We start from the raw sequence: 14,935 nt of genomic DNA, 5'->3' as shown, positions 1-14,935 counted from the left end.
ATGCGATTGAACAGCAAGGGTCAGGTCACCATCCCAGCGGCCCTGCGGGCCCGGTATGGCCTGCACGAGGGCGATGAGGTGGATGTGGTTGAGGAGGGTGGAGCCCTCCGCATCGTCCGAGTGCACGGTGCCGACACCCGGGGGCAGCGCCTCGTACGCCACATGCGGGGTCGGGGTGGCGCGAAGGAGACCGAGCACATGTCCACCGATGAGTTGATGGAGTTGCTGCGTGGGGAGTGAGCGGCTTCGCGCCCTACCGCCGCGCTCGCCGGACGCGGTCACGACCCTGGTCGACACCAATGTGCTGTTGGACATCCTGACCGAGGACCCGAAGTGGGCGGAGTGGTCCGAAACTGCCCTCGCTGAAGCCCGTGACGCGGGCAGCCTGGTGATCAATCCCATCGTCTACGCTGAAGTGTCGGTGCGTTTCGCCCGCATTGAGGAGTTGGACGAGGCGCTGCCCGCCGGGGACTTCCTCCGCGAGGAACTGCCCTATCCGGCAGGGTTCCTCGCCGGCAAGGCATCCGCGCGGTACCGCAGATTGGGCGGCGTGAAGCGATCACCCATCGCCGACTTCTACATCGGAGCGCACGCGGCGGTGTGTCGGTACAACCTTCTTACCCGCGACGGTGCGCGGTACCGCACGTACTTCCCAGCCTTGACCCTGATCACGCCAAGCGACTGACTGCCACACATCAGGTCCAGGCTCTGCAGGCGCGGCCCTTCCCTACCCCAGCAGGGAGCGGTAGATATCGAGGGTGCGGGCGGCGATGGCGTCCCAGGAGAAGTGTTCCACCGCCCGCCGCCGGCCGGCCTGACCGAGTTCGGTGGTGCGCGCCGGGTCGGCCAGCAGCTCGTTGATCGCCGCCGCCAGGTCGGCGACGAAACGCTCCGGGTCCAGCGGGCGTCCGCTGCCGTCGGTCGCCTGCTCGATCGGCACCAGCAGCCCGGTCTCGCCGTTGGCCACCACCTCGGGGATGCCGCCGGTGGCGGTGGCCACCACCGCCGTCTCGCAGGCCATCGCCTCCAGGTTGACGATCCCCATCGGCTCGTACACCGACGGGCAGACGAAGATCGTCGCGTGGGTGAGCACCTGGATCACCTCGTGCTTGGGCAGCATCTCGGCCACCCACACCACGCCCGAGCGGGTCGCCCGCAGCTCGGCGACCAGACCCTCCACCTCGGCGGCGATCTCCGGGGTGTCCGGCGCGCCGGCGAGCAGCACCAACTGGGTGTCCGCCGGCAGCGACCGGGCCGCCCGCAGCAGGTAGGGCAGTCCCTTCTGCTTCGTGATCCGGCCGACGTAGACCACGCTCGGCCGGTCAGGGTCCATGCCGAGCCGGTCCAGCACGTCGGTCGCGGGGTCCGGGGCGTACTGGGCGGTGTCGATGCCGTTGTAGACCACCCGGACCCGGTCCGGGTCGACCGCCGGGTAGGCGGTCAGCACGTCCCGCCGCATCCCCTCGCTGACCGCGACGACCGCGTCGGCCGCCTCCACAGCTGTCCGCTCACACCAGGAGGAGAGGGCGTATCCGCCGCCGAGCTGCTCGGCCTTCCACGGCCGCAACGGCTCCAGGCTGTGCGCGGTCACCACGTGCGGCACGCCGTGCAGCAGCTTCGCGGTGTGCCCGGCGAGGTTGGCGTACCAGGTGTGGCTGTGCACCACGTCGGTGCCGGCGCAGCCCGCGGCCATCTCCAGGTCGACGCCCATGGTGCGCAGCGCGGCGTTCGCGCCGGCCAGGCCGGCCGGTTCGGCGTACGCGGTGACGCCCGGCTCGGTGCGCGGCGCGCCGAAGCAGTGCACCCGCACGTCGGCGAGTCGGCGCAGCTCCCGGGCGAGGTACTCGACGTGCACCCCGGCGCCGCCGTACACCTCCGGCGGATACTCCCGGGTCAGCAGATCCACGCGCAGCCGTGCCGATTCCGTCATGCCCCCGCACCCTAGTGCAGAACTGTGCCCGTACGAGTGGTGAAGTCGCAGCGGGATGGATAGCGTCGGTACATGGCTGCCAAGGTGCTCGCGATCGTCCTGGCCGGCGGAGAGGGCAAGCGCCTGATGCCGCTCACCACGGACCGGGCCAAGCCGGGCGTTCCGTTCGGCGGGATGTACCGCATGGTCGACTTCGTCCTGTCCAACCTGGCGAATGCCGGCTTTCTCAAGATCGTCGTGCTGACCCAGTACAAGTCCCACTCGCTGGACCGGCACATCACCCAGACCTGGCGGATGTCGACGATGCTCGGCAACTACGTCACGCCGGTGCCGGCGCAGCAGCGCCGTGGCCCGTGGTGGTTCGCCGGTTCCGCCGACGCGATTTACCAGAGCTTCAACCTGATCAACGACGAGCAGCCGGACCACGTGATCGTCTTCGGCGCCGACCACATCTACCGGATGGACCCCCGGCAGATGGTGGACGACCACATCGCCTCCGGCGCCGGGGTGACCGTGGCCGGCATCCGGCAGCCGCTGTCGATGGCCGACCAGTTCGGGGTGATCGAGGTCGGCGAGGACGGCCGGCGGATCCGGGCGTTCCGCGAGAAGCCCACCGACGCGATCGGCCTCCCCGACGCCCCCGACCAGATCTACGCCTCGATGGGCAACTACGTCTTCAACACCGGGGCGCTCTGCGAGGCGGTCGAGCGGGACGCGGAGGACAAGACCAGCAAGCACGACATGGGTGGCAGCATCATCCCGATGCTGGTCGAGCGGGGCGAGGCCAACGTCTACGACTTCAAGGACAACGAGGTGCCGGGCAGCACCGACCGGGACCGCGGCTACTGGCGGGACGTGGGGACCCTGGACTCGTTCTACGACGCCCACATGGATCTGATCAACGTGCACCCGGTGTTCAACCTCTACAACTTCGACTGGCCGATCTACAGCAACCAGCCGCCGTACCCGCCGGCGAAGTTCGTCCACCAGTGGGGCGAGCGGGTCGGCCGGGCGGTCGGCTCGATGGTCTCACCCGGCGCGGTGGTCTCCGGCTCGCTGGTGGAGAACTCGGTCGTCTCGCCGAAGGTGAAGGTCCACTCCTGGGCGCACGTCGACGGCGCGGTGCTGATGGAGGGCGTCGAGATCGGCCGGCACGCGGTCGTGCGCAGGGCCATCCTGGACAAGAACGTCTTCGTGCCCGAGGGTGCGGAGATCGGCGTCGACCTGGAGAAGGACCGGCAGCGCTACACCGTCTCCGACAACGGCATCGTGGTGGTCGGCAAGGGGCAGCGCGTCGAGCCGTGAACCAGGTGTGATCCCGGCCGCGGCCGGGAAGCAATGAGCGTCCGTACCGCCCTTGGAGGTTGCAGCCGTGGCCCATCCCCGTGCCGGACAGCCCGCCGAGCCCGCCGACCTGGTGGACGTGCCGCGGCTGGTGACCGCCTACTACGCCGAGCACCCGGATCCCGACGACCCGGCGCAGCAGGTCTCCTTCGGCACGTCCGGGCACCGCGGCTCCAGCCTGCGCAACGCCTTCAACTCCGACCACATCCTCGCGGTCACCCAGGCGCTCTGCGACCACCGCCGGGAGCAGGGCCTGGACGGGCCGCTCTTCCTCGCCCGGGACACCCACGCGCTGTCCGCCCCCGCCGCGGTGGACGCGCTGGAGGTGCTCGCCGCCAACGGCGTCACCGTGCTGCTGGACAGCCGCGACGGCTACACCCCCACGCCGGCGCTCTCGCACGCCGTGCTCACCCACAACCGGGGGCGCACCAGCGGCCTGGCCGACGGCATCGTCATCACCCCGTCGCACAACCCGCCCGACGACGGCGGGTTCAAGTACAACCCCACCCACGGCGGGCCCGCCGACGCCGACGTCACGAAGTGGATCCAGGACCGGGCCAACGCGATCCTCGCCGCCGGCCTCAAGGAGGTCCGGCGGATCCCGTACGCCCGGGCCCGCGCCGCCGACACCACCGGGGAGTACGACTTCCTCGCCGGCTACGTCGACGACCTGCCCGCCGCGATCGACGTCGACGCCATCCGCGCCGCGGGGGTGCGCATCGGCGCCGACCCGCTCGGCGGGGCCAGCGTCGCGTACTGGGGGGAGATCGCCGAGCGGCACCGCCTGGACCTGACCGTGATCAACCCGACGGTCGACCCGACCTGGCGCTTCATGACCCTGGACGGCGACGGCAAGATCCGGATGGACTGCTCCTCGCCGAACGCGATGGCCTCGCTGATCGCCGCCCGCGCCGACTACCAGGTCTCCACCGGCAACGACGCCGACGCCGACCGGCACGGCATCGTCACCCCCGACGGCGGCCTGATGAACCCCAACCACTACCTGGCGGTGGCGATCGGCCACCTGTTCCGCACCCGGTCGCAGTGGGGCCCGGCGGCGGCGGTCGGCAAGACGCTGGTCTCCTCCTCGATGATCGACCGGATCGCGGCCGACCTGGGGCGTCCGTTGCTGGAGGTGCCGGTGGGCTTCAAGTGGTTCGTGCCCGGGCTGCTCGACGGCGCGGTCGGCTTCGGCGGCGAGGAGAGCGCCGGCGCATCCTTCCTGCGCCGCGACGGGAGCACCTGGACCACCGACAAGGACGGCATCCTGCTCTGCCTGCTCGCCTCGGAGATCATCGCCACCACCGGGCGGACGCCCAGCCAGCACTACACCGAGCTCACCGAGCGCTTCGGCGCCCCCGCCTACGCCCGGATCGACGCCCCGGCCACCCGGGAGCAGAAGGCCGTGCTGGGCAAGCTCTCCCCGGATCAGGTGGGCGCCACCGAACTGGCCGGCGAGCCGATCACCGCGACGCTCACCACCGCGCCCGGCAACGGCGCCGCCATCGGCGGGCTGAAGGTGACCACGGAGTCGGGCTGGTTCGCCGCGCGGCCGTCGGGCACCGAGGACGTCTACAAGATCTACGCCGAGTCGTTCAGGGGCCCGGAGCACCTGGCCCGGATCCAGCAGGAGGCCAAGGCGCTGGTCGACGGGGTGCTCAACGGGGTGGGGGTAGCTCGTGGCGACTGACCTTCTCGCGCAGGCCGTCGGGGAGCAGTTCGCGGAGCTGCTCGGGGAGCAGCGGCAGGTCCAGCAGGGTCAGCTTGAGCTGGTTGCGCTCCTGGTAGCGGTGCGGGTCCAGGCGGACGACCAGGCCGGCGTCGCGGCGGTAGCGCACCTGCACCGCGCCCTCGGTCGCGGCGTTCCGGATGATCAGGCCGTCCATCTCCACGGCGACCGGCGCGGACCCCGGGCTGAGTTCCAGCCGGATCGTCTCGTCGGGGGAGAGCACCACCGCGCGGGAGATGCCGGCCATCGGCGCGGAGGGGGTCACCACCACCGCGTCGGTGGCGGGGGAGACCAGCGGCCCGCCGGCCGCATAGCTGTACGCGGTCGATCCGGTCGGGGTGCTGACCACCAGCGCGTCGCAGCGGTAGTAGCCGTACCGCTGGCCGTCCACGGCGAGGGTGGCGGAGACGAAGCCGGACCCGGGCTGCCGGACCAGGGCCATGTCGTTGAACGCCACCACGTCGTCCCCGCAGACGTCGCAGGCCAGGCAGGCGTGCGACTCGACGGTGAACTCGTGGGCGGCGAGCCGGTCCAGCGCGGCCGGCAGGTCGGGGGGTTCCACCTCGATCAGGAAGCCGAACCGGCCCAGGTGCACCCCCAGCACCGGCTTCGGGGTGCGCACGGCCGAGCGCAGCGCGCCCAGCATGGTGCCGTCCCCGCCGATGCTGATCAGGGCATCGGAGCGGGTGACAAGATCGTCCGCCGGCACCGGCTCGACGGCGGTCGGCACCCGGTGCCGGTCCTCGGCGCGCACCGCCAAGGCGCTGGGGTGCCAGGTGGCCCAGTCGACGATGGTGTCCACCACCGGAGACACGTCCCGGGTGGGATGCAGCACCAGCCCGAGCCGGATCGGGTCCATGCCTACAGCTCACCACATCGGGGGCGGCCGCACGGCCGTACCCGAAGGGTGCGCCGGCGGTCCGGAACCGCCGACCTACGCTCGCTCCCGACTATCGGTGCGGCCACCGCCGTTACCGGTTCTCGCCAGGCCACCTGTACGGGTCGAACCGGGCGGGTGGTCTGCCGCGTTGTCGCCCCGCGAGGACCACCACGGTCGTCAGCGGCAGGGCCGTCTTCACCAGGAACCAGGCGATGTTGCCCAGGTCGCTGCCAACGGCGAGGATCAGACAGACACCGGTGATGCCGCACAGCACCGCCGCGCCGGGGTCGCTTTCGGTCAGGGCGCGGGCGTACCGGCGCCGGGCCGCGCGGACGATGAACCCGAGGACTGCGAATGAGGCGACCGCCCCGGCTGGGCCGAAGTTCAGCACCGCCTCCCCGGCAAGTCCGTAGATCCGTGACGAGTGGGCACCAGCGGCATAGCTCCCCTGCCCGCCCAGCATGTCGGTTCCGACTTCCACCTTGTCCCGCATCCACGCAGGCCGCACCTTGTCGGGGATGACGAACGCGGCGGCGGACACGTAGGTGATGCCGTGGGCTAGCGGGGCGTACCCGGCCTGCTGGTGGTTGAGCACGACCGCCTGCACGTCCGAGCGGCCGAGATCACCGAGGAGCATCGCGGGGAAGGTGCGGCCGGTCTCGTCGCCAAGGTCAGTGACGGAGGACCCGCCCTCGGCGGTGCTGAGGATCTCACTGCCGGTGCTCTTGTAGACCCCGTATCCGTACATGAAGGCCAGGAACACCGCGGCCAATGCGGCCAACGCCCGCCGGGACACGGGCCGGACCGCCAGGTGCACGACGATCAGCCCGATGAGCAGCGGCCAGATGGTGTTGCTGCGGGACCCCCGCAGCCCTCCGACGATGAACTGCACGATCGCGAAGACCGCGAAGGTCGCCGTCAATGACATCGGCCGGGACGCCAGCGTATTCCGGAACCGGATCACCGCCACCACGAACCCTACCAGCGGAAACGATTCTCCGATGAGCAGCAGCCACCCATAGCCGTCGAACGCGTCCCGGTCGTCGGCGGCGGCGGCGAGGTAGCCGGTGAGCCCTCCGAAATGGGCGATCAAGGCCAGGAACCCGGCCAGGCTGACGACGAACGCCAGCACGCCGAGATGGGCGAACCAGCGCACGTTGAGCAACCACGAAACCGCCTTCCTCGGCGCGGTCCTGTCCGGTAGGCCGAGGGTGAAGCGATAGACACACAAGCCGATCACGTTCAGCGTGGCCATGGCGCCGAGACCGGCCCGCCAGTCGTCCAGGGGTTCGATGTATGCCGGCCAGTAGTCGAGCATGACATGCAGGATCGGCGCCAGATAGAAGAAGTGGAGCCCGAAGAGGCCGACGAGGGCCCGGGGGTCGAACGCGTCGAGGCGGCCCGCCGCCCAGTCGACCACGTCGTTGGCCAGGAGCATCCCGCACAGAGTGACCGGGATGAGGTACCAGTGCCAGAGCCGGCCGTCCACGGCCGACAGTACGGTGCTGGTGAGCGCCGGTAGCACGACGGCCGGGAACCATGCGTCAGCGCCCCCGCCGCCAAGGCGCGGCGGATGTTCGCCGGCCAGTACGGACGATGCCATCGTGCCCCCCGGTGTCCCTGCGTCGGTCGCACCCGCGACACGTCATCGCCGGCACGGGCCTGTCCTAGACGTAACGCCTGCCACCTGTGCAGGTTGCGTCGGCCGGGGGCGTCGTCCATCGAGGTGGGGGAGGCCGACTATTGGCGAAATCGTTAATTATCATGCTTAAGAGTGGTAGAACACCATCTGGTGATGTCGTCGCGTTGTGCGGTTCGGTTCGAACGAACGGAGAGGCAGGTGGAACGCGTGGCGGGATCCACCTCCCGGATTCGCCCGGGCTTTCGACGGGCGGAGTCGGTTCGGGCGGCTGCGGCGCCCGTCGGCATGCCACACGCCGCCAGCGGGATCACCTGGAGCATGCTCGGCCTTCTCGTCGTCGCGTTGTCCCAGTGGGCGGTGATCGTGCTGCTGTCCCGTCTCGGCACGCCGGAGATGGTCGGCCAGTACGCCTTCGGGTTGGCCGTCAGCGCGCCGATCGTCCTGCTCGCCAGCCTGGCCCTGCGGACGGTGCAGGTGACGGACACGGGTCGCGGTTTCGATTTCGGCGACTACCTGCGGCTGCGCGTGTCCGGCATGCTCGTCGCGCTGCTGCTCATCGGTGTTGTTACGGCGTTCGTAGGCTCGGCCCACGCGATCGTGGTAATGCTGGTCGGTGTCGCGAAGGCCCTCGACGCGATCGGAGACATCTTCTTCGGGTTGTTCCAGCGGTACGAGCAGATGCGTCCCATCGGAATCTCCATGATGTGCAACGGGCTGCTCACTGTGGTGGCGATGGTCTGCCTGCTGGCACTGACCCGGAGCATCGGGTGGGCGGTGGTGGGATCGGTCATCGGTTCGCTGGCGGCCTCGATCGGCTACTGCGGCTGGGCGGCGAGGCCGCTCCGTGCCGCCGAGCCGACAGACGCCGCCGCGGCGGGGGCGGGGATGAGCAAGGCATCATCGCCTCATGACCGGCGCGCCGCGCTCCGCCGGATGGGTCGACTGGCCATGGTCGCCGCGCCGCTCGGCCTCGCCTCCGGACTGGTGTCGCTCTCGGGGAACCTGCCCCGATACTTCATCGAGCACATACTCGGTGCCGCGGCTCTGGGTATCTTCGCCGCCCTGGCCTACATCGTGCTTGCCGCCAACATCCTCTTCGCGGCGATCAGCCAGATGTTGCTGCCCCGGCTCACCCGGCTGCACGCGGCGGGCGATTTCACGCTCTTCACCAAGCTGACCCTGCGGCTCGTCGTGGGAACACTGGCTCTCGGCGCCGTTGGCGTCGCCGTCGTCATCGCCGTCGGCCCGGCCGTTGTCCGCCTCGTCTACGGTGCGCCGTACGCGGCGCACGCGGAGGTGCTGACCCTGCTGACCGTGGCAGCGGTGTTCAGCGGGGCGGTCTTCTTCCTCGGCACCGCTCTCTCCGCATTACGGAGGTTCGGCAACCAACTGGCGGCCAGCCTGGTCATGGTCGCCGTGACCGCGGCCGCCGGATACCTACTGGTTCCCCGGTTCGGACTGGTCGGCGCTGCCTGGTCCGTGGTCATCACGATCGGCGGTGACTGCATCCTCAAGACCCTGATGCTTCGCCGAGCGCTTGCCGGCTGAACCTGGACCTGAACAGCGTCACGGTCATCTGGTGGACGATCGCCGGCGCGGTCGGCATCATCGGCCCGACCTTCCTGTCCTGCACTCGTAGCCCAGGCACCGCAGCGCCAACATTACTTTGCGCAAGGTGGGCGCTACTGACCGTTGCCTTCTCCGGTTGCCGCGCGTTGCACCAGTAGGCGTAACGACGTGCGGATGCCCGATCGAAAGCGGGGGCCCTGATCCAATGCGGCTACTGATCACCGGCGGTGCCGGCTTCGTTGGCAGCAATCTCGTCCGAGTGGTGCTGCGAGAGGTGCCCAACGCGGACGTCCGCGTGATTGACGACTTCTCCACCGGCCTGGAGCGCAACCTCGCCGGCATCGAGGCGGAGATCGTACGCGGCTCCATCCTCGACGATTGGGCACTCACCCGGGCGATGGCAGGGCGGGACGCCGTCGTGCATCTCGCGGCGCTTCCGAGCGTTCCCCGCTCGGTCGCGGACCCGGTGTCGTCGCATGCCGCCAACGCCACAGGGACGGTGAACGTCCTGGAGGCGGCCCGGCGAGCGGACGTGTCCCATGTCGTGGTGGCGTCGTCGTCCTCCGTCTACGGCGCGAATCCGGCCCTGCCGAAGAATGAGTTGACCTGGACCAGGCCGCTCAGTCCGTACGCGGCAAGCAAGCTCGCGACCGAGGCGTACGCCCTCGCCTACCAGGCGTCGTACGGCCTACCAACTCTCGCCTTCAGATTCTTCAATATCTACGGCCCTGGGCAGCGACACGACCACGCGTATGCGGCGGTGATTCCGCGATTCGTGCACGCGGTGCTGACCGGGGAGCCGGTGGTGGTCCACGGAGACGGGCTTCAGACCCGGGACTTCACCTACGTGGAAACGGTCTGCCAGGTGCTGCTGGACGCCGTCACCCGCTCCGTGTGCCATGACCAGCCGGTGAACCTTGCCTTCGGGACGCGGACCGACCTGCGCACCGTGCTGGCTGAGTTGGAGCAGATCACCGGGCGGCGGATCGACCCGGAGTTCCTCCCTCCACGCTCAGGTGACGTGCGGCACTCTCAGGCCGAGAACACCTGCCTTCGCCAGCTGTTCCCCGACGTCGCCAACACCCCCGTCGCCGACGGACTCCGCGCCACCGTGGAGTGGTTCCAGGAATGGCTCTCGGGCCCGGAGTCGCGGGCGGCCCGACACCTCTCCACTGTCCAACGGGCGGGCGAGCGGCCGTACCGCGTCACCACGACGCAGTAGTTTCCGAAAGCCCCGCTCAGACAACCCGGCGCTTCGTCGCCGCCACGGGCTTCTCCGACCGGAGTGCCCAACGGGCTGGATCCGTCACATCGGAATGCTCGTCGGCGTGCGTCGTTCGGTGACCTGCCTGACCTGGCCGTAGAAGGCGTCGCGTCGGGCGGCGAGGGTATCGGCCGAGTAGTGGCGGGCGCGGGCGAGGTTGCGAGCAGACGCCTCCGTCATCCTTGCCGGATCGGCGAGCATGCGCGTAATCGCCATGGCCAACCCGGTGGGATCGTCCGGCTCGACCAGATCCTCGTCGGACAACAGCTCCGGCACACCGCCGACTCGGGCCCCGATTGCCGGCAGCCCCCGGGCCATCGCTTCGATCATCGCCCGCGGCAGTCCCTCCGTTCGGGACGGCATGACGAACAGGTGCGCCGCGTCGAGTCGCCGCCGCACAGCGTCTCCGCTGGGCACCGCCCCCAGGAATTCCACGCGGTCGGTCATTCGGAGCCGGGCTGTGAGCTGCTCGAGCTGCGGCCGAAACCGACCCTCCCCGAGGTGCACCAGTCGCACGCTGATGCCGGCTGCCGCCAACTGGGCCAACGCCTCGATCAGCGTGTCGATGCCCTTGTACAGCTGGTCCAACGAACCGATCGAGACCAGGGTCGACGTGTCCCCTGCCGAGACTGGTCGCCTCGGCTGCGCCACGTAGGCGGCGGGTGGGAGGTCGACGCTGGAGTAGATGCCGGTGACGGCGTCGCGCCGAGCCGGATAGCGGCTCTGCAACCACCGCTCGGTGACGTAGGACACCGCGTCCGCGTACGCGCACTGGTGTCGTAGCCTCCGGGCGAACCACTGCCGCAGCAGAGGGCGCAGGGGATGGCCAACCACCCCGGGTGCGAACACGTCATAGGGGTCGCCCACCACCTCCAGCCCGTACGGCAGCCGTAGCCGCTCCCGCAAGCTGGACAGGTGCCCGCCAATGGGCGAGGGCACCCGGAGGATCACCGCGTCCACGTCGTCGGCCGCGCCGCGCACCGCTCGGCCGATCGACGAACGCGATCGCAGGTACTGGCGCGGCCCTACGTAGTACGGCACCGGCCAGACCTCGACCTGGCTGCCGTCGACGCGCACCGCGCCGTCCTCGGGCTCTGGGACGTCCAGCACCCGTGCCACCACCCGGACCTGGTCGAAGGCGGAGAGGTACCGGGTCCAGAACCGATGGCCCGCGCTGCCGGTGGTCCACACCGCGCCGTCCGCGGTGCGGGAGAGACGCGCCTCCGCCGTCACCACGACCCTCATCGGCGCGCGACCTGGCGGGCGGTGCGTTCGATGACGTCGACCACCTCGATTGCGGCCGCGCGGTTGTCGAACAGCTCCACCGCGCGCCGGCGGGCCTGCTCACCGCGCGCGACGAGCTGCCCCGCCTCGAACTCCCGGTAGGCGCTCTCAAGTGCCGAGACGAGAGCGGTCACAACACCGCGCGGAGCCACCCACCCGCTGCGCTCGTCGACGGTTTCGGGCAGTCCGCCGGCGTCGCTGACGATGCTCGGTACGCCCATCGCGCTCGCCTCGGTCGCGGCGCCGTGCCCCTCCGAGAGCGACGGGCTCACGCTGACGTCCGCGACGTCGTAGCACGGGCGGACGTCCTCCACCGAGGCGAGCCACGTGACGTTCGGATCCGCCGCGATCCGGTAACGGGCGATGAGGTTCTCACGGTGGGCTTCACCAGTGGGTCCGTAACCGCTACCTACCAGCAGCAGATGAGCTCGGGGGTGGTGGGCCCGGAAGTGCCGCCACGCTTCCAGCAGCACGTCGTGGCCCTTGATACCGCGACCCTGGTGGACGAGACGTCTGGGCGGGTAGACCCATGCGACCATGACGGCCACGAAGGCATCCTGCGCGATTCCCCACTCGGCGCGTCTCTTGGCGCGTCGGTCGGCCACATTCCGCTGGTCGTGCCGGGAGGGGACGGAGTCGCCGTGCCGGGCCGGAGCGAAATGATCAGTGTTGACGCCGTACGTCGCCACCGGCCTGCGATCAGCCGGGCATCCGAGGTCGCCGTAGAGCTTCGACGTGAACTCTGTCCCGCAAATGGTCACGTGGTCGAGGCGCCACAACAGCCGTTCCACCACGCGGATCAGCGGCGATTCCAGATAGAGCGGACCGGCCACCGTGTGCACGCGACGGGCCGGCAGCCCCAGGGCGCTCAACCGTGCCGCGAGCGCCGACGCGTACAGGTGGTACTGCACGACGTCCGGTCCTAGCCGGCGGAGGAGCGCCCGCAGTCCCAGCAGGCCACGAAGGGTCGAGAGGGTCGGCCGGAAGGTGAAGGCAAACGGCGACGCGATCACCTCGTATCCGCGCTGCTGCATCTCGACGGTCAACCGGCCGGCGCCGGCCGGGAGAATGAGGATCACCTGGTGGCCGCGGCGGCGAAGTTCCTCCACCTGCGGCAGGATCCACAATCCGCCGCTGTTGGTCTTCAACAGGACGGCCACGCGCAGCGGCCGTTCGCGAGCTGCCGAGCCGGACTGAACCAGTCCTGCCGTGTTCCGACCCTCTTGAGCCTCGGCCGAGGCCCTCACCTCGGTGGAAGGAAGAAAAGCGCGGCCAGTCATGTGGTCTCCGATCTCGATCGAGTGAGCGCCGTCGTTGTTGTCGGGCAGAGCCGCCAACTCTCTGGTTCGGCTTAGTCGGCGAGTGGTGGTTGGAGCGTGGAGAGCCAGGCGAGTTGTTCGATGACTTTTCCTGGGTCGTCGTAGGGGTCGAGTGTGGTGAGGTCGGTGGGGTTGAGTGGGGGGACTGGGACGTGGCTGATGAGGGGGTGGACGGGGCGCACGTCTCGTTCGTCCTGAGCGAAGAGGGCTTCGTGGAGTTTTTCGCCAGGGCGCAGGCCGGTGTAGGTGATTCGGGTGGGTCCGGGTGCTTGGGCGGCGAGTTGGCGGGCGAGGTCGTCGATGCGGACGGGCTGGCCCATGTCGAGGACGAGGGCTTCGCCGTCCCGGCCGATGGCTGCGGCTTGTAGGACGAGGTGGACGGCTTCTTGGACGGTCATGAGGTAGCGGGTGACGTCGGGGTGGGTGACGGTGATGGGTAGTCCAGCGTCGATCTGACTGCGGAAGGCGGTGATGACGGAGCCGCGGCTGCTGAGCACGTTGCCGAAGCGGACGCTGAGGAAGGTGCCGGGGTGCGTCTGCGCGGCGTGGGCGGTGAGGCGTTCGGTGATTCGTTTGGAGTAGCCGAGGACGCTGACTGGGTCGGCGGCCTTGTCGGTGGAGATGTTGACGAATTTGGAGACGTCGTGGCAGGCGCCGAGGAGGGTTTCGGTTCCCCAGACGTTGGTTTTGATCGCCTCGCCGGGGTTGCGTTGCAGGAGGGGAAGGTGTTTGAGGGCGGCGGCGTGAAAGATGATGTCGGGTTGCCGGTGGTGGATGATGCGTTGGATGCCTTCGTGGTCGCGCAGGTCGGCGAGGATCAGTTCGGGGCCGTCGAGCAGGGCCCGGCCGGAGAGGGAGAGTTGCAGGCTGTGCAGGGCTGATTCGTCCCGGTCGAGCATCATGAGTTCGCCGGGACCGGCGCGCATGATCTGCCGGCACAGTTCGGAGCCGATGGATCCGCCGGCTCCGGTGACGAGGATCCGCCGGCCGGCGAGGCCGCGTTCGTTGGTGACGGGGTCGGCGACGACCTGTCGCCGGCCGAGCAGGTCGGCGATGTTGGGGCTGCGTACATCGGTGACGGTGATGCGGTGGTCGACGAGTTCGCGGACCGGGGGTAGGACTTTGAAATCGGCGCCAGCGGTGCAGGTCAGGGTGCGTAAGTGGCGGATCAGTTCGGCGTCGGCGTTGGCGACGGAGAAGATCAGTGTCGTTGCCCCGGTGCGGCGGACCGCGCTGGCGATGTCGTCCCGGCCGCCGAGGACGGGTACGCCGTTGACGCGTAGGTGTCGTTTGTCGGGGTCGTCGTCGAGCAGGCCGACCGGCAGGTAGCGGCCGCGGGGGTCGCTGAGCAGCGCCCGCAGTAGTGCCTGTCCGGCGGCGCCGAGGCCGAACACCAGTACCCGGGTCGCGGAGCGGGCGTCGGGACGCAGTGCCTGGTCGCCGCGGTGGCGGTAGACAGCGCGGATCGTCAGCATGCACAGCAGCGCGATCGCGCCGCCGACCAGTGGGGAACTGGCGGGCACGGGCCGGTTCATCAGCCAGGTGACGGCGACGAGCATGGCCAGGCCGGTGCAGGCGGTCGTCGCCGCCAGGGCCTGGGCCTCGTGCACGCTGCCCAGCGGGTGTCGGCCCCAGCGCCGGCTTTGCGCCCAGGAGACAGCCGTGTGCAGCGCGGCGGCGGTCAACCCCACGCCGACGGCCCGGATCAGCTGCCCGGGTGTGAGATCGAATTCGAACCTGGTCCACGCCGCTGCGGTCAGACCGCTGACCCAGGCCGCACTGTCGGCGGCGAGTAGAACACCCGCCGTCGGGCGCTGGGTCTTCCGTCGCACCACAGTGTCCGACGCGGGCTGTTCGGTGGCGGTGATGTGCATGCTGCTCCCCGTTACTCGAGCTTCGAAGTCCCGTTCGGCACCAACCACGCGGCGAACCCCTACCCGCCACAACGGAACGTATCTGGACAATAAGTATTTG

At 69.7% G+C, this 14,935-nt stretch carries 12 protein-coding genes; 6 read left to right on the top strand and 6 right to left on the bottom strand.

Annotated elements, in window-relative coordinates:
• Both ABZ807_RS03145 and ABZ807_RS03140 read left to right on the top strand, forming a co-directional pair.
• Positions 1 to 240: an AbrB/MazE/SpoVT family DNA-binding domain-containing protein gene (locus ABZ807_RS03145; RefSeq protein ID WP_357152040.1), complete on the top strand. Its 240-nt coding sequence runs from the start codon at positions 1 to 3 to the stop codon at positions 238 to 240.
• Positions 230 to 685: a type II toxin-antitoxin system VapC family toxin gene (locus tag ABZ807_RS03140; protein WP_357152038.1), complete on the top strand. Its 456-nt coding sequence runs from the start codon at positions 230 to 232 to the stop codon at positions 683 to 685. Before ABZ807_RS03145 ends, ABZ807_RS03140 begins: the two co-directional genes overlap by 11 nt.
• A 42-nt stretch (positions 686 to 727) precedes the next feature.
• Here the strand turns inward: ABZ807_RS03140 and glgA are convergent, their stop codons facing one another.
• A complete protein-coding gene (glgA, locus tag ABZ807_RS03135) occupies positions 728 to 1,930 on the bottom strand; it encodes a glycogen synthase (RefSeq protein WP_357152036.1) in 1,203 nt (400 codons plus the stop codon).
• A gap of 72 nt (positions 1,931 to 2,002) precedes the next feature.
• On the opposite strand from glgA, the gene glgC reads away from it, so the two are divergent.
• Together glgC and pgm are read left to right on the top strand one after the other, a co-directional pair.
• The gene (gene glgC / locus ABZ807_RS03130) at positions 2,003 to 3,235 is read left to right on the top strand and encodes a glucose-1-phosphate adenylyltransferase (protein WP_357152034.1); all 1,233 of its coding nucleotides are present in this window, start codon (positions 2,003 to 2,005) and stop codon (positions 3,233 to 3,235) included.
• 67 nt (positions 3,236 to 3,302) lie between these two features.
• Positions 3,303 to 4,964, top strand: a complete 1,662-nt coding sequence (gene pgm / locus ABZ807_RS03125) for a phosphoglucomutase (alpha-D-glucose-1,6-bisphosphate-dependent) (protein WP_357152031.1) — start codon at positions 3,303 to 3,305, stop codon at positions 4,962 to 4,964.
• Here the strand turns inward: pgm and ABZ807_RS03120 are convergent.
• Positions 4,933 to 5,862 (bottom strand): NAD(+)/NADH kinase, encoded by a 930-nt coding sequence (locus tag ABZ807_RS03120; protein WP_357152028.1) that lies wholly within the window; start codon positions 5,860 to 5,862, stop codon positions 4,933 to 4,935. The two genes, pgm and ABZ807_RS03120, sit on opposite strands and share 32 nt — an antisense overlap.
• Positions 5,863 to 5,974: 112 nt before the next feature.
• Positions 5,975 to 7,486, bottom strand: coding sequence for a hypothetical protein (locus tag ABZ807_RS03115; RefSeq protein ID WP_357152026.1), 1,512 nt, complete (start codon positions 7,484 to 7,486; stop codon positions 5,975 to 5,977).
• Between the two features lie 192 nt (positions 7,487 to 7,678).
• On the opposite strand from ABZ807_RS03115, the gene ABZ807_RS03110 reads away from it, so the two are divergent.
• A complete protein-coding gene (locus tag ABZ807_RS03110; RefSeq protein ID WP_357152247.1) occupies positions 7,679 to 9,073 on the top strand; it encodes an oligosaccharide flippase family protein in 1,395 nt (464 codons plus the stop codon).
• Positions 9,074 to 9,299: 226 nt separating this feature from the next.
• Complete coding sequence (locus ABZ807_RS03105) at positions 9,300 to 10,316, top strand: NAD-dependent epimerase/dehydratase family protein (protein WP_357152024.1); 1,017 nt, start codon at positions 9,300 to 9,302, stop codon at positions 10,314 to 10,316.
• Between the two features lie 84 nt (positions 10,317 to 10,400).
• Here ABZ807_RS03105 and ABZ807_RS03100 read toward each other — a convergent pair whose 3' ends face one another.
• From ABZ807_RS03100 to ABZ807_RS03090, 3 genes are read right to left on the bottom strand one after another with little or no spacing between them, the layout of a single operon-like run.
• On the bottom strand, positions 10,401 to 11,603 hold the full coding sequence (locus ABZ807_RS03100) for a glycosyltransferase (protein ID WP_357152022.1): 1,203 nt from the start codon (positions 11,601 to 11,603) through the stop codon (positions 10,401 to 10,403).
• Entirely contained in the window at positions 11,600 to 12,979 is a 1,380-nt protein-coding gene (locus ABZ807_RS03095) for a glycosyltransferase family 4 protein (protein WP_357152019.1), read from the bottom strand. Before ABZ807_RS03095 ends, ABZ807_RS03100 begins: the two co-directional genes overlap by 4 nt.
• Positions 12,980 to 12,993: 14 nt before the next feature.
• Positions 12,994 to 14,835 carry a polysaccharide biosynthesis protein gene (locus tag ABZ807_RS03090; RefSeq protein ID WP_357152017.1) on the bottom strand — a complete coding sequence of 614 codons (1,842 nt, stop codon included), beginning with the start codon at positions 14,833 to 14,835 and terminating at the stop codon, positions 12,994 to 12,996.
• Positions 14,836 to 14,935 lie beyond the last annotated feature (100 nt).

The sequence above is a fragment of the Micromonospora sp. NPDC047548 genome (assembly GCF_040642975.1).
Classification (GTDB): Bacteria; Actinomycetota; Actinomycetes; order Mycobacteriales; family Micromonosporaceae; genus Micromonospora.
This window is presented reverse-complemented; position numbering and strand designations above follow the sequence as displayed.